This window comes from Treponema sp., assembly GCF_045657965.1.
Taxonomy (GTDB): domain Bacteria; phylum Spirochaetota; class Spirochaetia; order Treponematales; family Treponemataceae; genus Treponema_D.
In genome coordinates, this window is record NZ_JAZOUG010000133.1 from 1 (window position 1) to 26,130 (window position 26,130).

General features: G+C 40.8%; 14 protein-coding genes and 1 pseudogene. 3 read left to right on the forward strand and 12 right to left on the reverse strand.

The window, feature by feature from the left end; all coding sequences use genetic code 11:
• The 3 genes and pseudogenes from ACKI5B_RS04815 to aroA all read right to left on the reverse strand — a co-directional run.
• Nucleotides 1–335: pseudogene (locus ACKI5B_RS04815) on the reverse strand (hypothetical protein); the annotation flags it as partial.
• Nucleotides 335–2,020, reverse strand: coding sequence for a formate--tetrahydrofolate ligase (locus tag ACKI5B_RS04820; RefSeq protein WP_407426378.1), 1,686 nt, complete (start codon nucleotides 2,018–2,020; stop codon nucleotides 335–337). The gene ACKI5B_RS04820 and the pseudogene ACKI5B_RS04815, both read right to left, overlap by 1 nt.
• Before the next feature lies 1 nt (nucleotide 2,021).
• The gene (gene aroA / locus ACKI5B_RS04825) at nucleotides 2,022–3,422 is read right to left on the reverse strand and encodes a 3-phosphoshikimate 1-carboxyvinyltransferase (RefSeq protein ID WP_407426380.1); all 1,401 of its coding nucleotides are present in this window, start codon (nucleotides 3,420–3,422) and stop codon (nucleotides 2,022–2,024) included.
• Nucleotides 3,423–3,557: 135 nt separating this feature from the next.
• Between aroA and ACKI5B_RS04830 the strand changes: the two genes are divergently transcribed.
• Nucleotides 3,558–5,381 (forward strand): RelA/SpoT family protein, encoded by a 1,824-nt coding sequence (locus ACKI5B_RS04830; protein WP_407426382.1) that lies wholly within the window; start codon nucleotides 3,558–3,560, stop codon nucleotides 5,379–5,381.
• Here the strand turns inward: ACKI5B_RS04830 and ACKI5B_RS04835 are convergent.
• From ACKI5B_RS04835 to ACKI5B_RS04850, 4 genes are read right to left on the reverse strand one after another with little or no spacing between them, the layout of a single operon-like run.
• Nucleotides 5,371–6,330, reverse strand: coding sequence for a metallophosphoesterase family protein (locus tag ACKI5B_RS04835; RefSeq protein ID WP_407426384.1), 960 nt, complete (start codon nucleotides 6,328–6,330; stop codon nucleotides 5,371–5,373). The genes ACKI5B_RS04830 and ACKI5B_RS04835 overlap by 11 nt on opposite strands.
• Nucleotides 6,331–6,362: 32 nt before the next feature.
• Nucleotides 6,363–7,091, reverse strand: coding sequence for a hypothetical protein (locus ACKI5B_RS04840; protein ID WP_407426386.1), 729 nt, complete (start codon nucleotides 7,089–7,091; stop codon nucleotides 6,363–6,365).
• An 11-nt stretch (nucleotides 7,092–7,102) separates the two neighbouring features.
• On the reverse strand, nucleotides 7,103–8,602 hold the full coding sequence (locus ACKI5B_RS04845; RefSeq protein ID WP_407426388.1) for a peptidase U32 family protein: 1,500 nt from the start codon (nucleotides 8,600–8,602) through the stop codon (nucleotides 7,103–7,105).
• A 14-nt stretch (nucleotides 8,603–8,616) separates the two neighbouring features.
• Entirely contained in the window at nucleotides 8,617–9,600 is a 984-nt protein-coding gene (locus tag ACKI5B_RS04850) for an alpha/beta hydrolase fold domain-containing protein (protein WP_407426390.1), read from the reverse strand.
• Nucleotides 9,601–9,646: 46 nt separating this feature from the next.
• Here ACKI5B_RS04850 and ACKI5B_RS04855 point away from each other — a divergent pair, with 46 nt between their 5' ends.
• Complete coding sequence (locus tag ACKI5B_RS04855; RefSeq protein ID WP_407426392.1) at nucleotides 9,647–10,555, forward strand: homoserine O-succinyltransferase; 909 nt, start codon at nucleotides 9,647–9,649, stop codon at nucleotides 10,553–10,555.
• Nucleotides 10,556–10,600: 45 nt separating this feature from the next.
• Here the strand turns inward: ACKI5B_RS04855 and ACKI5B_RS04860 are convergent, their stop codons facing one another.
• Together ACKI5B_RS04860 and ACKI5B_RS04865 are read right to left on the reverse strand one after the other, a co-directional pair.
• Nucleotides 10,601–12,265: an SGNH/GDSL hydrolase family protein gene (locus tag ACKI5B_RS04860; protein WP_407426394.1), complete on the reverse strand. Its 1,665-nt coding sequence runs from the start codon at nucleotides 12,263–12,265 to the stop codon at nucleotides 10,601–10,603.
• Between the two features lie 226 nt (nucleotides 12,266–12,491).
• Entirely contained in the window at nucleotides 12,492–14,639 is a 2,148-nt protein-coding gene (locus ACKI5B_RS04865) for an SGNH/GDSL hydrolase family protein (RefSeq protein ID WP_407426396.1), read from the reverse strand.
• A 236-nt stretch (nucleotides 14,640–14,875) separates the two neighbouring features.
• On the opposite strand from ACKI5B_RS04865, the gene ACKI5B_RS04870 reads away from it, so the two are divergent.
• Nucleotides 14,876–17,134: a substrate-binding domain-containing protein gene (locus ACKI5B_RS04870; RefSeq protein WP_407426398.1), complete on the forward strand. Its 2,259-nt coding sequence runs from the start codon at nucleotides 14,876–14,878 to the stop codon at nucleotides 17,132–17,134.
• Here ACKI5B_RS04870 and ACKI5B_RS04875 read toward each other — a convergent pair.
• From ACKI5B_RS04875 to ACKI5B_RS04885, 3 genes are read right to left on the reverse strand one after another with little or no spacing between them, the layout of a single operon-like run.
• Nucleotides 17,118–18,167, reverse strand: a complete 1,050-nt coding sequence (locus ACKI5B_RS04875) for an SAM-dependent methyltransferase (protein WP_407426400.1) — start codon at nucleotides 18,165–18,167, stop codon at nucleotides 17,118–17,120. The two genes, ACKI5B_RS04870 and ACKI5B_RS04875, sit on opposite strands and share 17 nt — an antisense overlap.
• Before the next feature lie 2 nt (nucleotides 18,168–18,169).
• Nucleotides 18,170–18,550 carry a hypothetical protein gene (locus ACKI5B_RS04880; RefSeq protein ID WP_407426402.1) on the reverse strand — a complete coding sequence of 127 codons (381 nt, stop codon included), beginning with the start codon at nucleotides 18,548–18,550 and terminating at the stop codon, nucleotides 18,170–18,172.
• A 24-nt stretch (nucleotides 18,551–18,574) separates the two neighbouring features.
• On the reverse strand, nucleotides 18,575–26,095 hold the full coding sequence (locus ACKI5B_RS04885; RefSeq protein WP_407426404.1) for a FlgD immunoglobulin-like domain containing protein: 7,521 nt from the start codon (nucleotides 26,093–26,095) through the stop codon (nucleotides 18,575–18,577).
• Nucleotides 26,096–26,130 lie beyond the last annotated feature (35 nt).

Sequence of the window (26,130 nt, forward strand, 5' to 3'; positions counted from 1 at the left end):
AAGCGGGCAAGAAGCAGAACAATTGCAATAACAGCACCCAAAGCAAAACCTGTTTTCCACACAGATTTCATTGCAGCAAAAAAGATACTGAAATTTCCTTCACGGAAATCAGCGATTTTAGCCGCATTTGCTCCCCATGCAAAAAGCTGTATTCCAAGAATTCCGCAGAATAAAATGAAAACCAGATTTGGAAGGTAAGGATTAATTTCAGCTGAATACGAAAGAGAAAAATAACCAGCTGTAAGCAGTACAATCGTTACAGCGTTAGAAAGCACGAGAAAGAAAAAATTATCCCAGCCGTCACAGAAATTTTTTTTAAGAAAGAATTTAAACATTAGAATAACCCCGAAATGTGACCGTCGTCGTCAATGTCGATATTGAGTGCAGCAGGCAGTTTTGGAAGGCCCGGCATTGTCATAATCTCTCCGGCAAGTGCTACAACAAAGCCTGCGCCAGAATAAAGCTGAACATCACGTACCGGAAAGATGTAATCTTTTGGAGCGCCCATAAGTTTCGGGTCATGGCTGATTGAATTCTGTGTTTTTGCAACGCAGACCGGTAAATCCTTGTATCCCAGCTCTTCGAATTCACGCAGTTTTTTTAGAACATTCGGAGCAAATTCTACATCAGCTGCACGATATATTTCTTTTGCAAGAGTGCGGATTTTATCTGCAAAAGAAAGATTTGACTGATAAAGATAATGGAAATCGGCTTTGTTAGAATCGGCAGCATCAGCTACAACTTTCGCAAGTTCAGTTGCTCCTTCACCGCCTTTTCCCCAGCCTTCACAGAGAACGGCTTTTGCACCTTTCTGCTCACAAAGCTTTTTAAGAAGTGAGATTTCCTCTTCGGTATCAGTAACAAATTTGTTTACGGCAACTACTGAAGGTACACCGAATTTTGCAATATTTTCGATATGAACGGCAAGATTTTCAAATCCCTTTTCAAGTGCTTCTGTGCTTGGTGTAGAAAGATCTGCTTTTGCCATGCCGCCGTGCATTTTAAGGGCACGAACGGTTGCAACAATTACAACTACGCTCGGAGAAAGCCCTGCAGCGCGGCATTTAATATCCATAAATTTTTCTGCGCCTAAATCTGCTGCAAAGCCTGCTTCAGTAACGACATAATCTCCGGTTGCAAGTGCTGAAATTGTTGCATTAACGGAGTTTGTTCCCTGAGCGATGTTTGCAAAAGGTCCACCGTGAACGAACACAGGATTTTTCTCCAGAGTCTGAACAAGGTTCGGCTTGACTGCATCTTTTAAAAGGACAGCAATTGAGCCGGTGCATTTAAGTTCACCGAATTTAACCGGGCGCTTGTCGAAAGTTTTTCCGATTGTGATATTTGAAACACGCTGTTTTAAATCTGAAATCGATGTAGAAAGACAGATGATTGCCATGAGCTCACTTGCAACAGTAATGCAGAAATGGTCTTCACGCGGCATACCGTCAGCAACACCGCCCATACCAACTACGATATTACGAAGTTCGCGGTCGTTTAAATCTACACAGCGCTTCCAGGAAATTGTACGCGGGTCGATTCCAAGCTGATTTCCCTGTTTGATATGGTTGTCGATAAGAGCTGCGATAAGATTGTTTGCAATAGAAATTGCATGAATGTCGCCGGTAAAGTGAAGGTTAATGTCTTCCATTGGAACAATCTGAGCATAACCGCCGCCGCACGCACCGCCTTTTACGCCAAAGCACGGTCCTAAAGAAGGCTCGCGCAGGGCAATTACGGCTTTTTTCCCGATTTTGTTAAGACCGTCACCAAGTGCAATGGAAACAGTTGATTTTCCTTCGCCAGCAGGAGTTGGTGTAACAGCCGTAGTAAGGATAAGCTTACCGCGCGCAGCCGGATCAGCGGCTTTTTTTTGAAGCCGGCGAAGCTCTGCCATGGAAATTTTTGCCTTATATTTTCCGTAAAGTTCGAGATTTTCTTCTGTGATTCCGATTTTTGCTGCAACACCGGTGATTGGAACCATTTTGTTCTGCTGTGAAATTTCAATATCTGTAAGCATGTTACACCTCTTTTCGATAATTTGCGTTTATTGTATTCATAACATCGTAAAAATGCGGGAAACTGACTGCACAACACTCTGCGTTTTTGATGATGATTTTCTCATCTTCTGGAAGTCCCAATCCAATTGAAGCAAGCGACATTGCCATACGGTGATCGTCGTAACTTTCACAGACAGCTCCGTGCAATTTAAATGCCGGATTTTTAGAACCGTCTTTAAGAAGAGGAGAATGCCCGTGGATAATCAAAGAATCTTCTTTTTCTTCGACTTCGGCTCCAAGCTTTGAAAGCTCGATTTTAAGCACTTTAAGCCGGTCTGTTTCTTTACGCCTGCAGACAGCAGCATCTTCGATATAGACTGTGCCTTCAGTAAAGCAGGCAACTGCACTTAATGCACAGACTGCATCCGGAAAACCTGAAATATTTACATGAAGTTCGCCGTCCGGACAGTTTTCTGTTGAAAGCCGGCCAGTCCCATTTTTACTGAATTTTCCGCCGGCTACAGTAAGAGTACATTTTTCTTTGTTCCAGACAACATCTGCACCGAGTGACTGAATAATTGAAACAATTGCATCATCGCCCTGAGTGCCGCTTGAATCTACGTTTTCGATTGTGATTTTTGAATCTGAAACAAGAGCAGCTATAAGCGGAAAAGCAACTCCTTCCCAGTCACTTGGAATAGTAACATCAAAACCTTTAAAAGACGGATTCGGAGTAACTTCGATATGTTTAAAATCAGAAGAAACAGAACACTGAACGCCCACTTTTTCAAGCCATTTCTGCGTCATTGTAAGATACGGCGTTTCTTTTGGATTTGTAAGCTCAATTTTAATTGGATTTTCTGTAAGAATTCCTGCAAACATGAGACCTGAAATGTACTGACTTGAAATTTCTCCTGCCGTAACAACCTTACCGCCCTTTTTAATTGAACCTGTAATTACAAGAGGACAGCCGTTTACATTCGGACGGGTTACAAAACACTTTGCACCAAGCTGATTTAAGGCATCAACCACATGATTTACAGGTCTTTTTCTGATACTGGCATCTCCTGTAAAGACCGAAGTTCCTTCAAAGCAGGCGGCAACAGGTGTTAAAAAATACAAAAGAGAGCCGGAATCCCCGACATTTACAACATCGGAAGGCAGGTGGAGATTTGAGCCGGCACCATTTACAACCCATTCAGTTCCAGGTTCTCCTTCTGTGGTAAGATTCAGGTCGATTTCCGAGCCGATTAAAGGAACTGCCGCAGCTGTAGAAAGACAGTCGGCACTGGGAAGTGGATTTTTTATATGAGACGTGCCTTCAGCAATGGTTGCAAGCAAAAGTGCACGGATTGTGTGAGATTTTGAGCCTGGAACAGTAATGTTTCCGGACAAACTGCTCTTAGAAGCGATAATATTCATGGCAGAGATTGTAGCATATTTTATGAATTATAACTACACAGGACAACAGACTCATACATTAAGCTTTTTTATAAAAGGTTGAATTATCTAGTCTTTTGCTAGGTTTTGTGCTATCTTTATTGACGGGTGAATACTATGGGATTTGACATAACGACAAACAACACAGAAACAGATCCTCAGATTTTATTAGAGCAGTTTTTTAAGACCTTCGACACTTTTACAGAAGACGAAAAGAGCCGCATTACTGAAGCATGGAATTTTCTATGCGAAAAAACCTGCGGCATAAAACGAAACTGCGGGCTTCCCTACTCTCTCCACCCGATTCGAGTCGCTTCAATTCTTGCACTCGGCAGGCTCGACATTGATTCAATAATCTCTGGTCTTTTACACGCAATTTTTGAAATTGACGGCATTTCCGAAGAAGAAATAAAATCAAAATTCGGCGAAACTGTCTTTAAAATCGTGCGCGATACTTCAAAAATCACCGGAATGAAAATAAATGCCACGACAATCCAGCAGGCGGATGCAATCCGCAAAATGCTTTTTGCAATGATTGATGATGTGCGCGTAATTCTTGTAAAACTTGCTGACCGTCTTGACCGCATGCGAAACCTCAAAAATATCGACGAAAAAAAACAGCGTCTTGTTGCTTCTGAAGTAATCGATATCTGGGCACCTCTTGCAGACAGGCTCGGTATGCAGAGCGTAAAAAGCGAACTCGAAGATTTAAGCTTAAAATATTCAAATCCGGACGTTTTCCAGCAGATAAAAGCAATCGTCGCCCAGAAAAAAGACGAAAGAGCCGCATATCTTGAAAAGGCCGTAAACGCAATCTACAAGTCGGCAGAAAAGCTCAAAATTTCCGTTCAGATTTCAAGCCGCGCAAAACATTTTTATTCAATCTACAAAAAAATGCAGAAAAGGAACGTTCCGGCTTCAAGCCTTTATGATTTACTTGCATTGCGCGTAATCTGCCAGACTAATGCTGAATGTTACACGCTTATTGGAATTGTGCACGGTCTTTGGAAACCGATGGACGGACGTTTTAAAGACTACATTGCCATGCCAAAATCGAACGGCTACCAGTCACTTCATACAACTGTCGTATGCGAAGGAAAGCCGCTTGAAATCCAGATTCGTACGCGCGACATGCACAACATGGCAGAACACGGTGTTGCTTCTCACTGGCTTTACAAGAAAGGCATGAACCACGATAAAGTTGATGTTGCTTCGCTTGGAATTTTTAATCAGCTTCAGAATCTTAAAAACGAAGATTTAAGCGACGAAACTTTCTTTTCAAAACTCAAAAACGAGCTTTTAGGCGACGAAATTTACGTTTTTACTCCAAAAGGCGATGTAGTTCAGCTGCCACAGGGAAGCTGTGCAATCGACTTTGCATATCACGTTCACTCTGCAGTCGGCGAAAAAATTGTCGGAGCAAAGGCGGACGGAAAAATCATTCCGATTACTCAAGCCCTCAAAAACACTCAGATTATCGAAATCATTACAAATCCTCAGGCTCATCCGACAGAAAACCAGCTCAAGGTTGTACACACAAGCAAAGCCCGCCAGAAAATCCACTCATGGCTTTTAATAAACGACCCGACTTTCGAAGATAAAGCTGCCTTAGAACAGAGGGCACGCGATTTAGATGCACAGAATGAGCGGAGCCGTGCAATTCAGGAAGAAAAACGGAAAAAGCGTGCAAAAAAAAGCGGAAATCTTGAAATAGTCGAACGAAGCCGCTACACAGGTAAGATTATCGTTGAAAATACAAAGAATGTAGAATGTACTCTTGCAGGCTGCTGTAATCCACAGCCGGGCGATTTAATAACCGGCTACATGACTAAAAAAGGCATGAAGATTCACAAAGCAACCTGCACAACATTCCAGCGCATTCCAAACATCGAAAACCGCATGATTGAAGTTGAATGGGAAAAAAAACTAACTAAAATCTGATGATTTCTGTTGAGACCGTGCCGGCTTTTTCGTTTACTGTAACAACTGCGCACTGTTTTTCATCACGACCGGAAAAACGTATTGAACCGATTACATCTTCCTTGAAGACATTAAAATCGAAACCGTAATTTTTGTGAGCATGACCTTCATATACCTGCTTTACACTGCCATTTTTAAAATATGTCAGAAGCAGATTCCGTTCCATTGTATCCTGGATAATCATAAATTTGTCGCTTCCGCCCGCATATACAGGATAATGCGTAAAAACTATTTTCGGTCTGGAATCTGAATCCAGTTTTTTCTTAAAATCTTCAATTTGATTTGCACCCATTGAGCCGTTTGCACTGTCTAAAAAATAAAAGGAAAAGCCGGAATAAGAATCAGAGGAATCAGCATCAAAATTAAAATAATAGGCCGACATATAGGGAAAAATCAGTTTTTCAAAATATTTTGCCCCGTCATTATAAAGGTCGTGATTTCCCAGAATTGACCAGACCTGAAATTGCCGCTGTGCATCAGATGTTTCATCAGTTTCTGAATAAAGGTATTTTCCTGCAACTTTCTTGATTTTATTTTCAAAAAAAAGATACTGTTTAAACTGTTCTTCTTTACCGCTGTCCGCCGTGTCTCCAAGATTTACGGCAAAACGCGGAAGTTTCGTTAAATCTTTTGTTTCACCGTCAGCATATTTCTGAAACCAGGAATTGAGCCAGTCAAGAATTTTTGATTCATCAAGTTCTTGTCTTTCTGAACCAAAATGAGAATCGCTGAAAACAAGGAAACTGTAAATTGAAGAAAGTTCAGGAACCTGTGACGACAAATCAAGCCGGCCGAAATTTGAAAGTGAAGATGAGCGTTCATCAACATTTGAATTATTAAATTCAAGCTGAAAAAGCCCGTAAGTCGGACAGGCAGAACAGAGAAAACTGCAGAAAATAATTATTATCATTCCAAATTTAATCTGGAAACAGTTTCTATTTTTCAAAATGTGTACATTACTCCAAATTTTAAAAGCAGGCTGTTTACATATGGAGAAGCGGCATAACCGTCTGCGACCTGCATTGAAACATCTCCGGAAAAACGAAGACCTGAATCTAAATTTACTGCTGCGCCCAAAAGATAATGGGGCGTACAAAAAACCGGATAGCGGTAAAGATAATTGAGGGCATGTTCAAAATAAATTTCAAAGCCGCTTTCCCAGATTTTATCAATAAGCATGCCCGCTTCCGGATAATCGTCGTAAATTACAGGAACAAAATCAGCCAGTGCATCAAGTTTTGTTGCTTTACCGCCATAGCCGCCGAAAAAAGAAATTGTGGTACCTTTTTTGCTCTGATAACGGAAAGTCGTGTTAAAAATATAATCGTGCTCACTTGAAATATCTTTATAGCGCTGAAAATGATAGAAACCGCCGCAGCCAAGAGCAATCCGGCTTGTTTCAAAAATCCAGCTCGTAAAAGGAAACCAGACTTGTGCCCTTGCCGAAAAGTCAAAACAGTCTTCATAATTCTGAAATCCGAAAAGACCTTCAGCCCAGAAGCCGGAAAGACCTGTCTGAACAGAATAAAGAGTGTTGTAACGTTCAAGGCCGCGTGTCGTAGTCGAAGTTATGTCAAATTCGACGAATTTAGAAACCGCACCGTCATTAAAGCCTGCAAAAATGTGAGAAAAAGTAAAAAAATATAAAAAAAGAAACAGTAATTTTCGCATTATACTCCGCCTTAACGGCCGGTATTACGAATCTGTCCTTCTACGTAATCAGGATCTTTTACACGGACGAGAGTGTTTTCTTCGACCGGAACAGCAGTGTAAATTGCACAGTCATGGTCAGCGTTAACCCAGTCAAGTTTTTCGCCTGTTTTCGGATTAATAAAATCGTATTCAGAACCGCTTACTTTTTTTGCAAGTACTGAAGGCGAAACGAATTCCAGTTCGGTGCCTGAGTCTACGCGGTTTAATGCATCGTACGGATAAACCTTCCAGCCTTCCTTTTTAACGGCAATTTTGATTTTCTTTTCAGGATGCTGCTCTAAATCACGGAGGGCAGCTTCGCGTGCAGCAGGATGCATTGCTTTAAGTTCAGCCTCGCGGTCCTGTGCAAGTTTTTCTCCGGCTTTAAAGACATTTTCTGTTTCTTCGTCTGAAAGGGCATTTCCGACAGAAGCTGCAAGCATGTAAGGAGAGTCACTTGCACCAATTGTTGTTTTGTCGGCATTGCCGCGGTTGTAATAGAAGCCGGTTGTGCTTTCACGGTGAGCAACGTCTTCGAGGGAAGCAATAAAAGGAGCAGCTTCTTCTGCAGTAATTTTTCCTTCAAGGGCATCCAGAGCTTTTCTGTAAGCACGCGAAACCATTGCAACGTAGTAAGTGCTTTTCATGCGGCCTTCAACTTTGATTGCATCTACTCCGGCGTTTTTCATGTCGGCAAGATGGTCAATCATGCACAAATCTTTTGAAGAAAGAATTGCAGTAAAGTCATCGCCTTCAAATACAGGGAACAGTTCACCCGGGCGCTGTTTTTCCTGAAGACGCAGAATACCTGACTGAGCAATTGCCTTTGCATCGGATTCTGTAAGTTTTGCAGGATTTTCAAGTTTTAATTTTCCGCTTTCGATTCCCAAATCATATTCCCAGCGGCATGAATGAGAACAGAAACCGCTTTGAGCACTGCGGCCTGTAAGATATGCACTCATAAGACAGCGGCCAGAGTATGCAATGCACATGGCTCCGTGAGCAAAACATTCAAGTTCCATTTCAGGACATGCATCTTTAATTTCGCGAATTTCATCTAATGAAACTTCGCGGCCTAAAACTACACGCTTAAAGCCAAGAGACTGATACATTTTGACGGCTTCTTTATTCATGCACGAAGCCTGTGTCGAAAGATGCAGATGGCAGCCCGGAAATTCTTTCTGTAAAAGAGGAACTATTCCCAGATCCTGAACGATAAATGCATCAATCGGATACTGCTTAAAATAATCGAGGTTCTGCATGAACATTTTAAGGTCATGATTATGGAAAGCAATGTTTAATGCGCAGAAAAGCCGCTTCTGAGGATACTTTTTTTTGAGTTCGATTACGCGTTTATATTCATCTTCATAAAAATTGTCGGCTTTAATTCGAAGCGAAAACCGTTTAAGACCGATATAAGCTGTATCAGCACCATAAGCATATGCATAACCTAATTTATCGATATTTCCGGCAGGACAAACTAATTCCATTTTAACACCTCTTTTTACAAAGTTTTTTCAAGCTCAAGCTGAATTTCATGCACACTTTCTTTTGAATGATCTTTTGCTGTAATCAGTTTACCGATTCTTTCGACTGCAAGATGTGATTCACTCAATTCTTCATCGGCAAGCTGGAAAAGCGGTGGCATTCCCTTCCATATATCGAGTTCACACTTACGCCCAAGATTACGAAGCATAGACTGGAAAGTCACTGCATCATCATAAAAAAGCTCTTTATCGGCCATCTGGATAAAAAGCGGCGGAAAATCAAGAAGTAAATCCCGGCCTGCTTTTAATGGTGATACAAGCGGATTTTTCCAGTTTTCCTGATAAGTGTAGTGTTCAGAGCAAAGACGGACAGAATCAGCTGTAAATAATTCATCGCTGACTTTTTTGCTTGTAAAAATGTCATTTTCTTCAGAAAAATCAAGCCATGGCGAAAAAAGCACAACCTGCCTTACAGCTTCACGGAATTTGCCTTTAAGGGAATACAAAAGCGCAAGAGCAATGGAAGCCCCGCTGGAATCTGCCATGATAAGAATTTCCGGGACTTTGGCAAATCCTTCGCCGTTTGCAGTCATAGAAAGAGCTGTTTCGGTCTCAATATAAACTGACTGAAATACATGCTGAACATCTTCCAGAGAAGAAGGAAAAGGATGAGCAGGAGCCAGCTGAAATTCCGGAAGGAAGGCCTTACTTGCAGTTGCATTTGCAAGAGCTGCTACAAAAGGACGGTATGCTTTTCTGGAACCTGCGACAAAACTTCCGCCATGAATATACAGAAGAACACGATTCGATGAAAACATTTCCGGAGAAAGCACATCACATTTTGTGATTCTATAAGTTTTTTCTTCACATTCTACATTATTTGGAAGAAATACAGAGGAAAAAGTTTCGTCAATACGGATTCTGAAATCATTTAAATCCATTTTTGGAGATAAATACAGATTTTTGAGTTTTTTTAATGCCGCCCTTTTATCATTACCCATATGATAAATATAGCAAAAAAACGCAATATTTGCTACACTATGCAGTATGCCGATTTGTGTACAGTCTGATTTACCAGCAAGAACAGTTCTCGAAAATGAAAATATCTTTGTAATGACCGAAAACCGGGCAGCGACTCAGGATATCCGTCCGCTTAAAATTGCAATTGTAAATCTTATGCCTACAAAAGAAGCAACTGAAACTCAGCTTCTGCGTCTTTTGGGAAACACTCCGCTTCAAATCGATATTTCTCTTGTACGCATGGAAGAACACGAATCCACCCATGTTTCAGAAGAACATCTCGAAAAATTCTACATTACTTCAAGTGAAATCTTTAAGCATAAATATGACGGCATGATTATAACCGGTGCCCCGGTTGAGCAGATGCCTTTTGAGCAGGTTGATTACTGGGAAGAGCTCTGCCGGATTATGGACTACGCAAAAGAAAATGTCTATTCAACTCTCTACATCTGCTGGGGAGCTCAGGCAGGTCTTTATCATAACTACGGAATTCAAAAACAGGCACTTCCTAAAAAACTTTTCGGAATTTTACCGAACAGGCGCACTGTAAAAGCAGACCCTTTAATGCGCGGCTTTGACGACATTTTCCCGGTTCCGACCAGCCGTCACACAACAGTTGACCGCAAATATCTTGAAGCAGAAAAAGATTTAATTATCCTTGCAGAAAACATGGCCGGGGAAGTTAATCTTTCAAAATCACGCGATAACCGCTCAATCTTTATGATGGGCCACCTGGAATACGACACGGAAACACTTGCTCATGAATACTGGCGCGACGTAAACAAAAATCTGCCGATAGAAATCCCGGAAAATTATTTTCCGGGAAATGACACTTCAAAACAGCCTGTCTCTACCTGGAGAAGTACGGCGCACCTGTTTTATTCAAACTGGCTCAATTACTACGTTTATCAGGAAACGCCGTACGACTTTCAGTAAAAAAAGGCCCGCCTGTAAAAAGGGATACAAACGGGCACTGAAGTTTTACGCTCCCTGAGATTCACCGTCATCAGTGAAAGTTACATCACTTACTTCGATACAGGTTCCGCGTGTTGCAAAGAATCCTGCATAGAAGTAATCATTGTCTTTTGCTACAAAGTCAAAATCGGTATAAGTTTCTGTGTAAGTTTCACCTTTGTAGACAGTCGTTACTGTTACAACCTGGCCAAGACGTTTGATTGTGAATGTTGCAGTATCGTCAGCAGCGTACAGAGCAGAAAGTCCGCCTGAACCGGCTGTAAGTCCGTTTTCGAATTTCATGTTGAACTTAACGCTCGAAGTTGTGTCACAGTAAAGAGAAGCAGCAACAAAGTTTGAAAGAATGCTTTTGTCGTTTGCAGGCTCGTAGCAGTCATCACGGAGCATAAGACCGAATCCAGCCTGATTTTTATCCGCAGTCGCAAGAACGTTTGCGCTTCCTGTAAGGGTAAAGTTTCTTGAAACTGAAATCTGCTTGAAAAGGAATGCCACGCCCACGCTTGAGTTTGCAATCTTTCCTTTCGGAGAAGTAGTTCCTGTCTGTCCTACTTTGAAAACGCCGCTTGAAGTTTCTGTTGCATAATAGCCGTTAGAGGCCGTTGCAGGAGCTCCGCCTGTGTCGCCGAAAGCAGTTCCGTACCATCCGCTTGTCGTTGTCTTGAACTGCTCGGCAGGTGAATATGAACTCCAGTCAACAGCAGAGTAAGCAACGTAAACATAATCCGGATTTTTTACGAGGTCACTATCTTTTGAAGGCTCAGCTGTCGATTTTACATAAGGCTGTAATGCACAAGTTGAATCTTTGATTGTCTTTGCAATGAGCCATGAAACTTTTTTTGCACCGTAAATATTGATATGTGTTGAATCCACGCTTTCAAGTTTAGGCTCGTCAGCAGAAACACCGCTTGTCATTGCGTGGAAGTAAATTGCTTCGTCATAGCCGAGTGAAGTGTAAAGCTCTTTTGTAAGAGAAGTTAAATCTACTGTCTGGATTCCTTTTTCTGTCCCAAGTTCAATAACAGCCTTACCATAGTCACCGGTAGAAGTAATATGTGCGTAAGTGCCAGTAAAGTCAGAATTTTTGTTCAGGCGTACGATTGGTGAGCAGAGAATAGGTGTTGCACCAGCGTCGAGGGCAAGTTTTGCGTAATAGTTGTAAAGGTTGTATTTGAATGAACCTTCTGTATCGGTAGATTCTTCTGCACTTGCAAAACGGTCAGCATCATCAGACTTCTGGTCATTGTGACCGAATCCTACGATAAGAAAGTCACCCGCCTTGATTCCGTTTTTGAGTGTTGTGTAATTATCTTCTGTAAGGAAGCTTTTTGAAGAACGGCCTGAAAGGGCAAGATTTTTTACAGTGATTTTTGAAGAAAGGAAATTTTCAAGCTGAGTTGCATAGCCGTAGCGCGGGTAAAAGTATGTTGCATCGGTAAGAGTTCCGTCTTCTTTTGTGTAATCACAGACTGTAGAATCGCCTACGACCCAGAGAGTTGCAGCAGTTAAAGCAGAATCGTCGTAAGTTTCTTCAGTGACTTTATTCTGATTTTCGGCTGCCGGATTAGAAGCAGGGCTTTCGTTTCCGTCAGAACATGCCGTAATGAATGCTGTAACAGAAAGAGTTACTGCAAAAAAAGTCAGAATGTTTTTCATTGTTTTACTTTTTTTCATAATTTTCTCCATTTTCAAGTTTGTTTTATGAAGCAAATGTAAAACATGTTTTTTATCCAAAAGTGAATTAATTTTGCATAAAAACGGTTTTCTTATTTGAAATTATATAAAAATGTATAATTTCAAGTAAAATGCCAGTAAACTCTCAGAAAGACTGCGGATTTACTGGCTGATTTTATAAAAAACTGCCCGATTTTTTATATTTTCAGGCAATTTTCTGGATTTTTTAGTTCGTTAATCCTTCAACCTGGATATTTTCCATCATAAAACATCTTCCGCCGCCGGCATCAACGGTCGTATTTGTCTTGAATGCAGGGTAGATTCTGATGTAAAGGCTTTCTCCGTCTCCAACATCAAGTCCGAGAGACTCATCGCCTGAATCAATATCCTTGTATTCTCCGTTTGAAGTTACGCCGTCAGGAATGTCTCCGATTGGAGTCGGGTTAGAAAAGTCAGCATCTGTTGAATAGTAAATTGACCACTTCATGTTGCCGCTTCCGCTTGAACCGCAGGTCATGCTGATTTTGTTTACGGTAAAGGTGCAGCCTGTAACAGGAACTTCAAACTGCATGTAAACGTCATCGATCTTTGTTCCGGAATCATTTACAGGCCATGAACCGTCCGTGCTGTTTACACGAGCCATGTATGCTCCGTCTTTTGATGTTCCGCGCTTTACGCTTGAAGTAGAAACAAGCCCGCTCAATTTTACGTTTTCTGCTCCAACTTCACCTTCCGGGCTTACAGTTGGTTCTGCATTGTACTTGTTGCTTGAGTCAATCATCGGCCAGAGAACTGTTACGGATGTTCCGCTTGTTGTACGTGCTTTTCCGGCACCAGTGAGTGCAATCAGAAGTGCACTTCCGTCAATTGTTCCTGCAATCGTATTTCCAAAATCAGGTGTGATTGAAGTATGTGTTACTGTAAGGTTTGCGTTATATTCAGCAACTTCTGAAGGACAGAACTTTACAAACACTTCTGTTCCAACAAAATCAGAATCCAAGTCGATTTCAACAGATGAAGTAAAATCCCCATCCTCTTCAAGACTTACTGTGTAGCCGTCGGGAGCAGTAACTGTAACTGTTCCGCTCGTTGCATTGAATGAGCTTACTTTGAAAGAAAGTGTCTTGCTGGCTTGAGGGTAAAGGCGCCCGAAAGCGAGTGAGCCTTTATTTACCATTACGCGTGCGTCAGGAGTTTTAATGTAATTTGTAAGAACGCCTGCTTCCTTGAGTTTGTTCACAACGATTTCTGCAAAACGAAGGCCGCCAAGAGTGCGTTCATGAGTCTGGTCTCCGTCTACATAAAGATAAGACATTGTAACTGTTTCACCGAACTGTTCGCAGTAGTCAGCGCTTAAGTTTGTTAAATCTACATAAATTGCGTTGTGCTTTTCTGCAACGGCCTGCATTGCGGCAGTATAGTTTCCGCGTGCTTTTGTTTCGGCATCATAAGTTACGCTTCCATAGGTACGTGAGGCGTATGCTGTTTCAATATTGTGCCTTCCTGCCTGGTTGATTGTGGCAGTCCCCTTAAAGTAAGCGCGTGCAAGCGGGCTGATTAGAACAGGAATTCCTCCAAGTTCACGGGTTTCAACAATGTAGCGTTCCATGTAATCGTAGAAAGTTCCTGCAACTGTGTCGTTCTGGTTTGAGTCAGCAAAGGTAAACTGGTATCCGCCGTCTGCATTTTTTTCGTAAACATAGCGCTCGTCATTGTGACCGAACGAAAGGAAAACAAAAGTCGGTTTGTTTGCCGCCTGATTTTCCTTGAGTTTTTCTACAACAACTGGCCATCTGGTTGATTCATTATGGAAAAGCCTGGAAGAACGGCCACCGTTAGAAATGCTGGTTGTAACTGTTGTTTTTGATTCGTCAAAGAACTGAGCAAATGCCTGTCCAAGTCCGTACTGGTCGGTTTCCGAAGCACCGTAGTCGCGCATGATTGAGTCGCCGCAGGTAATAATTTCAATGTCCCCGCTCACAGTTTTTGCATCAAACGGGTCACTTGTGGCTTCTCGGTTCGGCTCAGAAACTTCAACGTCAAAAGAAAGTGTTGTACCGTCAGCTGTGGCCGTAACAGTTGTCTTTCCGCCTGAAAGGGCAACAATTGTTCCGTTGTCGTCAAGGAAGTTTACGATGTATGGGTTTTGTGTTGCCCAGGTTACGCTTTTTCCTTCGAGGGCAGTTTCTGTAAGAGAAAATGTATAAGTTTCGTCGGGAGTTTCAAAAGTGTAGCTTCCGGCAGAAACATTATTTTGATTTACCACAGATTCAGAATTTGACTGTGGTGTACTGTCTGCACTGTCACTGCACGAAATGAACATCTGAGCAAATAACAGCGAACTTACAGCAATAATTGAAAACGTTTTTTTCATAGGACCTCCATTGTTTTCTGAAAGCCACTATATTTTTAATTTTTAGTATAAAAAAGAATTAAACTTGCATAAATCCGTATTCTAAACACAATTTTATATCTATTTTATATAATTTTATCTTTAATCACACTGTTAAAAATAGATACACAGAAACAATGTAATTGATTTTATATTTTAAGTAGATTTTTTTATATTTTAATATGCTTTTTTCTAAAAATATATGATAAACTTTTTATATGGCATTAAAATTATCCCAGAGAAAACAGTTTTTGGCAGAAAGAAAAAACGAAGGCCGCCGCGTTACAATCGGCTTTACAGGCATTGCGGACCTGCGCCACTTTATCGGTCTTGAATACATTAAAGGCATGATGAAGGCGGCCGCTGACTACGACATCAATTTTATAAACATGGGCGGGGCTGTCCGTTATTCACTTTTTGACGACATCAATTTTCTTTCCCATTACAAAAAGAATTTTAAATTCATGAAGGCGCCTCTTCTCGACGGAATAGTAACCTGGGCTGCTTCTCTTTCTGAGTTTATGGAACAGGGTGCAATCAAAGAACTTTTTGCTTCCCTTCAGCCGCTTCCAATGGTAGACATAGGTCACATGGACATTCCCGGGGCGACAATGCTTAAAATTGATGCCTCTTCTTCAATCCGCGCCATAATGAATCACTTGATAGAAGTTCATCACTACAAAAAATTTGCTTTTGTAGGAACAGATATTTCTGAACCGCAGAACCGCCGCCTTTTACATTTTGAGCACGAACTTAAAATGCACGGCATTCCTCTTATTGAAGGGGCACAGGTCATGTTCAGCAAAAAAATGGAAGCGAAGTACATTGATGAAGCCTTTAATACACTTGCAGACAGGTTTGACCTTAAAGGCAAAAAAGATATTGAAGCAATTGTAACCGCCTCAGACATTATTGCCGCCGAAGGAATTGAACAGCTTTCCCGGCGCGGAATCAGCGTTCCTGATGATGTTGCAGTAATCGGTTTTAACAACTGGTACGAAAGCATTACTTCCCGCTCGCCTTTAACTACAATTGACCTTGTTTATTTTAAGCGCGGTTACGCTGCCGTTGAACTTTTAATCGATATGATTCTCCAGCCAGAGCAGAAAATTGAAACAATGTATTTTCCGACAGATTTAATCGTGCGCCAGAGCTGCGGCTGTCTCGAAAACAGCGTTTCATGTTCTAAATTAAATGCAGCTTCTTTTTCAAATGCCGCCGGTCACGGAATTGAAGCCGCCCCCGTAACCGAAGCCAGACTTCAAAATCCGCCGCCAGAAAGCGAAGAATCCGAAGATGAACTTCGCACGCGTCTTATAGCCTCCCTCCGCTCTGTTTTTCCTTTTGAAAACGATGAAAGCATTTCAAAAATGCTCGATTCCTTTTTTTCTGATGTATATGATTCAAACGAAGAAAGCCGCATGGTAATCTGGTTTCAGAACGTAATGCAGAATGTGCGCAAAAGCCGCGAGTTTGACTCCGACGTTTTTCAGAATGCAGTAAGTTCACTGCGCTCGCTTTTGCTTCCGGCCCTTAAAACCGAAAGCCCGTCCGTAATCCTTGCGGTAGAAAATATCTTTCACCAGATGCGCTCACTTGTTTCGGTTTTCCAGAAATATGAAGCGATTGCTGACCGTGAAAATCCTTACAGAATCAATAATATTTCAGGGCAGGCAATAAACTTTCTTTCTGCACAGAATATGGAACAGGTTTTTGAAGTCCTGCGCTATCAGCTGGGCGAACTTGATATTCCGGGGGCAATGGTTGCTTTGAGTGACACAATGAGTTACTCGTTCCCGGTCCCTTCACTTGAATTAATAATTCCTGAGCCTTCAGAAGAATTAAAGACCTTTATGCACAAACCTCTTGGAGAGCCTCAGCTTTTTCCAAAGGAATTATTTGACAAAAACAGGCGTTATTCAGTAATGCTTGAAGTACTTCATCACGCCGACCAGTATTTTGGCTACGCTTTTTTTGAAATGAAGACACCTAATCTTGCTACTTATGATGTTGTCCGGATGCTTTTAAGCAATGCAGTTTATTCAATCTACAAAAAAGAAGGAAAAGTAAAATATTCTTCTTATGAACTTGAACAGACTCAGATTGAAAACATAATAAAGCCTGAACCTTCAGAAAAAAAAGAAAGCAATGTGCGCCAGCGTCTTAAAGTTGAAAAACTCACCGCCTATCTTACCGAGCACATAAGTGAAATGACAAACATCGATAAAATTGCAGGACACTTTATGGTAAGCCGGAGCTACTTAAGTAAAAAATGCAAGGAACTGACAGGCTTAAGCGTTCAGCAGCTTCACGAAAAATTAAAGGTCGAACAGGCAAAAAACATGCTCAAAATGGAAAACTTTGAGCTGTCAGAAATTGCCCGGGAGCTTGGCTTTAAAAACCAGAACTATTTTTCAAACGTCTTTAAAAAGAACACAGGCATGAGCCCCAAAAACTGGCTTAAGAGCAATTCTTAATCAGAATGGTAAGTTCATGTTTGTTGTAATTTAAGTGGACGATTTTAGAATTCGGAATCTTTGCAAATTCAGCGATAAGCGGCCAGTCAATTGCGCCCTGCATTTTAATTGTGCAGATTATGTTTTTAGCCCGGCCGGAATCTCGCCACATATTAATCCACTGCAAAAGCCTTGAAGGATAGCAGATTACATCGCTTAAAAGCCAGTCAAGTTTTTCGCATTCAAGCTCGCTGCAGACTTCTTCCGGCTTTAAGGTAAACGCATCGTGAGCCATAAATTTTACATGCGGATCTGCCATAAGAACGGGATCTAATTCTGCCCTGTCTACTGCAAGAACATCGGCTCCAAGCTGACGAAGCACCCATGTCCAGCCTCCAGGACAGGCTCCGGCTTCAAAACATTTATCGCCTTCTTTTGGAAAATCTGCGCCAAAGTATGTATGAAAAAGAGTGAGTGATTCCTGAATTTTAAGATATGCCCTGCTCGGCGGGTTTTCATGGTCTTCTTCAAAAACAAGAGAGCCTGCCGGAAGAGGCGAAGAAGTTACAGCCGAAGCAATGAGAGTCTTTTCGTCTAACAGAGTGAACAGCCCCATGGGTGTATTAGGAATTTCTGCAGGAAATTTCCGCGTTTTTAAATTAATGTATGGAAGTTTTTCCTGAATTAATGAAGCACGGCGATGGAGCTGATACTGATAGCCTGCCCAGTTTCTCTGAATTTCTTTAAGAGCAGAAGCAGCTTCTCCAATGGAATTAAAATGAATGATAAAAGGCTCAATCATTACAGTACGGGCCCAGTAAGGAAGAGAACCGTTTTTTAATTCAGGAAAAACCTCTTCTGTAAAATCCTGACAATAAATCAAATCACCAAACCAGGAAGATGAACCGAAAGGCGTAAAAGACATGCCGCTTGTTGTGGCAGATTCTACGATTTGACCGTAATTAAAACGCTGTGCAAGTTCTGAAGTGAGAAGATTTTTCATGCCTGGGAAGGCCAGAAATGCCATTCCCGTAAGTTTTTCGATAGAAACCATTGTTAAATAAAAAGCGATTCCGTATCAAAAGAAATCACTCCGTTAGAATTTTCTGAAGTTTTATCAGCTTCGAGCATTTTTACATACTGCTCAAAACGGGCAGAATCTTTTGAATGAAGGATTGCAAAACCTATTTTTGTTTTGCCGTCATTAAATTTTTCCCACATCGGGCGGACTGTCAGTTCAAGAGGTTCAGCTGTGATTCTGGAAAGTCTGAGTTTGACAGTATATTCTTTTTCAGAATCAACTTCGCAGGGAGCATTGAATTCTGCCTTAAAGCCAGAGTCGCTTATATCGGTAAGTGCACCGCTTACAATACAAAGTTCACTGCATTCAACACGCGCAAAATCATCGAAACGCTCTGAAGCCCGTTGTTTTTTCATGCAGTCAGTTTATCACTTTAACACTTACTTGACTACCATAACTTTGCGGGTTTCATCGATGCCGTTTCCTGCAACGCGCACAAAATACAGGCCTCTGGCTACGGTTTTTCCGGAATTATTTTTGCCGTCCCAGTAATAATAATGAGTGCCGGAAGATACACTTCCCTTTTCAAGACGGCGGATAATATTACCGTCAATGGTCATAACATAAATATTTATATTTCCGCTTTCTTTCATCTGGATTTCAATTGCTGTTTTTTCACCTTCATTCGGATTAATTACATTGTTGAGGACTGAAACTCCTCCGCGCTGTTTTGTAATTCCGCTCACATAAACTGACCACAAATCAATGAAAGAAAAATCGTTTGCATTTATCCGGCTCAACGGCATAGAAAAAGCATAAAGCGGAATTTTATCTGTTGTAGAATCTCCGTCATGGTTAATTTCGATTGGATTTTCACTTGAATCCAGAATCTTAAAGAAAAACTGATATTCCTCGTTTGCAGTAAATGTGCCGGAAGGAAGTGTAAATGTCTTTAAAATGTCAGAATCTTCAACATCAGTAAGAGAAATATCATCAGGATATAATTCAAACTCCGGATCATTATGAGAATATGCAATCGACTTTACATTTGAATCAACCCAGATTCGCCAGTCACTTCCGGTAAAGCGGTTATATCGCTTGCTTATACTGTTAGTATTTATGTGAGATTTTTTGTCCATTATAAGCGAGAATGATTCATCATGAGCCGGAGCAAAATATCCGTTTCCGTCGCCTTTGTCACCGCCGACAAACTGTACCTGGAACACAACATCATGACCGGAAAGCACTTTTCCATAAACGCCGGCATCTTCAGAAAAATCATAAACAGCATAACCGTCTTTTAAAGAATTTCCGAAAATTTCTGTTTCACTCCAGTTATCATCTTCATTTTCGAGCGTGTAAGCATACAAAACATTTACTGTATTTAGAGCAAAATCACTCAAAGCATGGCAGGTATGCACATCAATTCCGTTCCCGGCGCTGTCGCGGATATACGAAACTTTTATATTGCCGTGCGCAGTTTCTGTTTCTTCGCCTTCGTCATTTATACGAAGCCAGATTTTTTCGACATCATCAAGAGAAACATTTCTGTTAAGTGTAAAAAGCAGTGCTGTGTAAGAATCAGATTTTGAAGCAAGTTCTACAGAAGAAACAGAAAGTTCATCATCTCCTGAAGGAACGCTGGTTGTATCCACATTATCAGAATCAGAATATACAAACTCAACATTATTTTTTATTTTTCCTAAAATCTCTGACAATGTTGCTGAATCAAGATTATGAAGCAGGGTGCGGTTATAGGCGAGCGGCTTTGTAAAAACTGCATAAAGCTTGTTTGTTCCGAGCGGAGCAAGATTTAAAAGGAATGATGGAGAAGTCGAATTTATTGAAGTTAAGATTTTTTCAGATGAACCGGAATCCGTCTGAATAAGCCGGTTTCCTGCAAGATCAGTTATATAAGCTTGTGACGGATTATATGAAACCACAAAACTTGTTGTAAGCGGGAAGGTTGACTGAGCATCCTGCAGAGGAAGAGCAATATAAAGTCCGTCATTTTCAGTATTGGTTTCTGTGTACTGATCCGAATTTCTGAAAAGCGAACTGTGGACATTCTGAGAAATTTCTGAGCCAAAACTGTATCCGCTGATTGAATCGGCCGTATAACTGAAGGCAGAAGAAGCTCCGTCCAGGCTTGAACGGCGGATACCTCCCGCACACAATGCAGAATCAAGTGAACGGCTTCCCCCTGAAGTTTCCGGAGCATAGGAAACTGTTGTTGAACCAGAACGCCAGCCGTCTTCTGAAACCCATTTATATTCATCTGAATCAGAATAATTTTGCGCATTGTCAAAAAAATGCAGCTCAATCTGGTCGATGTAAGCACTTGTATCTGATTGAACCGTGCCGACAACTTCATAAACTCTGTTGGTGTCATCTCCGTCTGTCCAAAGCTGTTCTTCATCGTCAACAGTTCCAACATAAACGGCAAAAACAGGCGGCTTTAAATCCCAACCTCCGTAAAGCGAATTGGAATCAGAACCAGAATTCTCATTCACAGTCACAGATGTATTTACAGTCCGGTCAAGTTCGTTTCCAGAAGCATCTGTAATTGAAGAGAGAGTTCCAGCTGTTAAAAGTTCAAAAGTTCCGGAAGGTGTTACATTTGAAGCCGATGAATCAATATAGCCGGCCCAGTTATAGAAAGTGAGGCCGTCATGAGAAACTGTTCCTTCGACATAACCTGCAACAGCAATTCTGAAACGGCAGAGATTTTTTTGAACTGCATCTCCGTAAGAAAGGGCAAATTTTCTGTAAATTGAATGAGGATATTTTATGCTGCTGTACGAAGGTTTTACACCACAGCTGACTGAGCCTGAAGAAATTGTTCCAAAGCCTGAGATTTTTATGCCTTCGCTCTGATTTATGATTGCTCCGCCATGGAAATTTTCTGCAGAAGAATAATCACTGTCACTTTGAACAAGAGCATTGTAAAATTCATTTTCGTCATCAGGAGTTACGCTAAGGTCGCCGATGTTTACAGGCTCTGAAAATCTGAATTCAATGAAATTGTGCGCGTCATAAGGCTTTTGAGAATCCGCTGCAAAGTCTGCAACGATGGCTTTTCCTTCCGGCACGGTATGAGCTTCCTGCCCGGTGTAAACAGCAAGGAAAACCGGCTGAACTTTATCAGAAGTTTCGTAACCCAAAGTCAATTCTTCATATTCAGCAGATTCTTCATCTTTCCAGTAACCGCTTCCGTAATTGCGGCACATTGTTTTTCCTTCTGCAGCATAAAAAACACCTTCAAGGAAGCACAAATCCACTGACTTTGTACGATGTTCTCCGCTTAAGTCTGTGCTGTCGTCAGTTCCATAAGAAAGACCTGTTGCATCTGTATTCCAGTTGTAACTTTCGCCCTGATTTTTTAGATAAAACTTTGTACCGGCCGGAATATCTTCGGCAGCATAAGCAGAATCAGCTAAATTTTCTGTACAGTCTTCATCAAGATAAAAATTTCCGTCAAACAAAACAGAAGAGCTGCTGTAAGAAATCAGACCTGCATTTGTAACAACTTCTCCGGCAGAGTTTTCCAAATCCATATCAAATGAAAAACAGATTTTACTATCAGAAACTGTATATGCCTCTGCGATTTTCGGATAATCAAACTGGAAGCCGGAATTTCCGTTCAAATCAGCACAATTCTGTAAATCACTTGCCGCAGTAATATAAGTTTGAACTGTAGAATCCGAACAGGTGACAGAGCAGGCAGAAATTTCTGAATTTAATGCAACTGCATAAGGAGCTCCCCATTGAGAGTCTGTAACATCAGATGAATTATTAAACACCGGTGAACTTAAAGATGAAATTTCCGGGATTACAAAAGAAACCGATGATAAATCAGCTCCGTTTACATATAAATTTCCGCCGATTGTAAAATCAGCTCCATTTGAAGAAAGTTCCGCACCAAAGCCGGCTGTATTCTGATAAGCAAGTGAAGAATAGCCGTAAAATGCAAAGCGGGTGTTTGATGAAGAATAATGCCGGTCAACTGCAGAATAATTTGAACCAAAGCAGGCAAAATCACCGGAAATATTTAGTGAAGAACTTTCGGCATCAAAAATTCCTGAATACAGATACAAACAGCCGGTTAAATTCATGTTTCCGGACAAAGTGAGTTTTGAAGCAGAAGCAAAATCAGCGTAAATGTCGCAGGTCAAAACAGCACCGTCAGAAACTGTCCAGGTTTTGTCTGAAGTGTTTTCTGAATCATAATCACAGGCCAGAAGGTATGAAGTTGATGTAAAATCAGTTTCAAGATTTAGATCACCACAGACAGCAATTTCTGAAGAAGCCGCTGCGGCCGAATTTTTTACGCTTAAATTTGCATAATCGACTTCACCAAAATCTGTGATTGTGTTTGCCGTTGTATTTGAATAAAGAACAGTGCCGTCGTGCTGACAGTCATTTAAAGGATTTGCCGCTGAGTCTAAAATTCTTGCTGAGTCAGAATATTCGATTGTTCCGTAATTTGTAAGAGCGACAGTTAATGTTAAATCATAACTATTCAGTTCAATTGAAGCATCATGAATGGAATTTTCTGAAGAACCGACTGTTAAAGATTTAATTTTAGCAGCCACATCAAGGACAGGATAATTAGTAAGCCCGTCAGGAATTTCAACACCGGCTCCGGTTGATTTATATCGTGTAAGACCGGGAATTCTTTTTCCTTCCCAGTTATTTCTATTGTTCCATGAAGTAGATTTAGAACCGTTCCAGATATATGAGAATGTAAATCCTAAATCCCAGCCGTTATCAAAAACTGTTGAATAATCATCTGATGTTGTACCTTCTGAAGGAACACTCACGGCAGGATCTTCTGAAACAGCAAAGGCACCAGCTTCTACCTCAGAAGAATCTGCTGTAATTTTAATATCTTTTCCAACAGAAAGGTATTTTAAGGAATACCCGCCTGTTACTAAAAGTGTTCCTTCGCCGGTAACTGAAAGAAGGCTTTCTGAAGTGCCGTTTAAAGTAAGGGTATAGCCATTTGTAGAAAGAGTTCCATTACAGGTAAGACTTCCTGCAATTGAAACAGCAGCTGATAAAGTTGTTGTTACCCCGGAATTAACGGTCACATTTCCAAAATAAGAAGAAGTATCTGTACAGCCGATTGTGCCGCCGGCAATAAAAAGTTCTTTGCCGGTAGAAACAATTTTTCCAGCAGAAAGTGAAGAAGCGTTTATCGTGCCGGCGTTTGTTAAAGTAGTGTTATCACTGAGAGCAGCTGTTACAGCAGAAATATTTAAAAGCCCGTTTACAGTAATTGTGTTTGGAAGGGCAGAAGTTGAAGTATCACTGAATGAACCTGTAATTAATGCCGTTGTTCCTGAATCAAGAATAACATTTGTTCCGCTGTGAGTATAAAAACTTGTAAAAAGAGCAGTTCCCGAAACCAGCTCAAAAGTTCCGAACACTCCGTCAGCCGTGGAACAGCGCTCTATGTCCGTATTTGAAGCAATAAGAGAATAAGAGCCTGCCGTTAATTTTGAAGTAAAGCCGTTTGTTACAAAATATGAATCAGACAGATTAAAAACAGTAGAATCTGCTGAAACCATTGAAAAACTTGTGCAGGTAAGCGTATTCCCAAGAATGATGTCTACATTTCCGCCAAAAAGAAAATTCGGAACTGTAAGGCTTGAAGAGGCAGGCGTTTTAAAAGTTTTGTATGAGCCATCAGTCAGAGAATTGTAAAAACAGATATAACTGGTACTGTTCAGACTGAATGTAGAATCAGACACCGTAAAGGCAGAAAAATCAACATTGCCGTCAATAAAATAAACATAATTTGAGGCCCCTGCTTCAAAACTTGAAGAAGAGCCGAAAGTAAAATCGCCTTTAAAGACTGGAGACGCAGAAATTAGTGCCGTTGTAATCTGAACAGGTGCAGATGATGAGTTTATTACAGAGCCGTTACCGTCTATCGTTATATTGTTTACCGTGTTTGACGAGCCAGCAAATTCGAAATAGCCGGTACCTGTAAGCGAAAGAATTCCGGTACTTGAATAATCACCATTAAAAAGAACCTTATTTGCTCCGCATTCAATAGTACCATTATTTTCTGTACTGCCACCAACTGTAAGCACAACTGTACTGCTGACAGTTCCAGAATTGGTAAAAGTTTCTGAAATATACACAGAAACTTCACTTCCAGAAGCAGACAATATAAAATCACTTTCTGTTACAAGATTTTTTACCTGTAAACCATTTCCGTTAACACCACTGCCCCATGCTCTTAATGTTCCTGTCTTTGCATTCAGAGTTCCAAAGTTACAGTTAGCAAAAAGCCATGTACCTTCAGAATTTATTGTTGCAGAATCAGCATTTAATCCAGTTCCATTTATTGCAGCCCGTGTTGATGTGTATTTACCTTCTCCAGAAACTAGACTTCTTATGGTCAAAGTATAATCTGCTTCATCAAGTGTAAGATTACTTGCCCCTTCCCCTGCATCAAAAACAGCCGTATCTCCATCATTATATCCCGGATAAAGCCCGTCGTAATTTCCGTCATCATAACTTGCAACAGAGACATACACTGTCTGAGAGCCGCTTGTACCCCCAAAAGCCCAGTTTGCACTTTCTGTCCATGTAGAGCCGTCACCTTCGCCAGTCCAGTAATAAGTATGAAAATCAGAAACTTCTACTTTTGGATAAGAAAAGGTTCCAAGTTTAAAACGGCCGTCCGGAGTATAGATATCTGCAGTAAAGCTGTCACCTAAAGTAAAAGCTGTTTCTTCACCTATGTCGTAAGTAACTGAAGTATCTCCATAAGGTACTGTTACATTATAAGTCGTAAGTGCCTCCAGAGTAACTGAATCAATAGAAAAAGCACCGGCAGTAGAAAGCTTTGTAACCGTTAAGGGATAATAAATGTCTTCTCCAGATGACTGATAACGAGTAAAAGTAATGGTTGCATTATCATAATCAATTTCAAAAGAATAATATTCAGGATCACTATAAGGAAGGACGGTCAAAGTATCGGCTATGGAGTATAAAGGATCATAATCTCCCACATCATCAAGAATTACACCATCTCCGGGAATATACATTTTGCCAGAGCCTTCAAAGCTTACAATGTAATCATCGCGTTCTTTTTGTATAAAAGAGTCTGTAATTCTAAAAGCAGCACCGCTGTTTATATCCATGGTAACAGTCATTTCATCAGCGTAACGCCTTGTTCTTGTAATTTCTGAACATGAAAGAATACCATTACCAATTAAATTTATTGTAGCAGTAGTTCCGGAATCAGGAAAACAAAAAGTACAGGTTTCGCAGGTTAATACAGCACCGTTCGAAAATTCAAAATCAATCGTTTCATTATCACTGTAGTGAAAATAAATATTCCCGACTGTAATATCTGAATCGATATAAATTGTTTCGTATACAGTTGCAGGAAGATAGACAATTGCATCAGAAGAATTCGGATAACTCTCAGATTCTTCATAACCGGTTGTTCCATCTGTATATGTTACAGAACGCAGCCAGTTGTCACCATCGTCCCAGTCGCCACTTTCGCTCTCATCGTTCCACATAAATTCTGAACCATACGAAGCAATTTCTTTTACTTCAACAGCCGCAGTTCCTGAAACAGTTCCGGAAAGTGTACCGGAATTTATAACTGTTCCGGAGTTTGTAATATTGCTGGCAATAGCGCCGGAATTTGTAATTGTTCCGTAATTTGTTATATAGTTAGCATAGCTGTTTCCTATTGTTATTGAACCAGAATTTATAACTGTTGCTAAATTTGAATTTGTAAGAGTAGCACCGCTGGCAAAACTAAAAACAGCCCCGCTTTCATTATTAATAGTTCCGTTATTTGTAGAAGCGCCTGCAATAGTAAATGAGCCGTAATTTATAATAGTTCCTGAATTTGTAAATCCATAATGACATGTAACCGTTCCATAATTTACAAAAACTCCACTATTAACAAGAGTTCCCAGACTCATTAACCCGTTATTTATAATAATATCAGAAGACCCTA

Bases quoted from the DNA above. Each gene is read 5' to 3' on its own strand.
- ACKI5B_RS04820 (WP_407426378.1), bottom strand. From the start codon at position 2,020: ATGCTTACAGATATTGAAATTTCACAGCAGAACAAAATGGTTCCAATC.
- aroA (WP_407426380.1), bottom strand. From the start codon at position 3,422: ATGAATATTATCGCTTCTAAGAGCAGTTTGTCCGGAAACATTACTGTT.
- ACKI5B_RS04830 (WP_407426382.1), top strand. From the start codon at position 3,558: ATGGGATTTGACATAACGACAAACAACACAGAAACAGATCCTCAGATT.
- ACKI5B_RS04835 (WP_407426384.1), bottom strand. From the start codon at position 6,330: ATGATAATAATTATTTTCTGCAGTTTTCTCTGTTCTGCCTGTCCGACT.
- ACKI5B_RS04840 (WP_407426386.1), bottom strand. From the start codon at position 7,091: ATGCGAAAATTACTGTTTCTTTTTTTATATTTTTTTACTTTTTCTCAC.
- ACKI5B_RS04845 (WP_407426388.1), bottom strand. From the start codon at position 8,602: ATGGAATTAGTTTGTCCTGCCGGAAATATCGATAAATTAGGTTATGCA.
- ACKI5B_RS04850 (WP_407426390.1), bottom strand. From the start codon at position 9,600: ATGGGTAATGATAAAAGGGCGGCATTAAAAAAACTCAAAAATCTGTAT.
- ACKI5B_RS04855 (WP_407426392.1), top strand. From the start codon at position 9,647: ATGCCGATTTGTGTACAGTCTGATTTACCAGCAAGAACAGTTCTCGAA.
- ACKI5B_RS04860 (WP_407426394.1), bottom strand. From the start codon at position 12,265: ATGAAAAAAAGTAAAACAATGAAAAACATTCTGACTTTTTTTGCAGTA.
- ACKI5B_RS04865 (WP_407426396.1), bottom strand. From the start codon at position 14,639: ATGAAAAAAACGTTTTCAATTATTGCTGTAAGTTCGCTGTTATTTGCT.
- ACKI5B_RS04870 (WP_407426398.1), top strand. From the start codon at position 14,876: ATGGCATTAAAATTATCCCAGAGAAAACAGTTTTTGGCAGAAAGAAAA.
- ACKI5B_RS04875 (WP_407426400.1), bottom strand. From the start codon at position 18,167: ATGGTTTCTATCGAAAAACTTACGGGAATGGCATTTCTGGCCTTCCCA.
- ACKI5B_RS04880 (WP_407426402.1), bottom strand. From the start codon at position 18,550: ATGAAAAAACAACGGGCTTCAGAGCGTTTCGATGATTTTGCGCGTGTT.
- ACKI5B_RS04885 (WP_407426404.1), bottom strand. From the start codon at position 26,095: ATGAGTCTGGGAACTCTTGTTAATAGTGGAGTTTTTGTAAATTATGGA.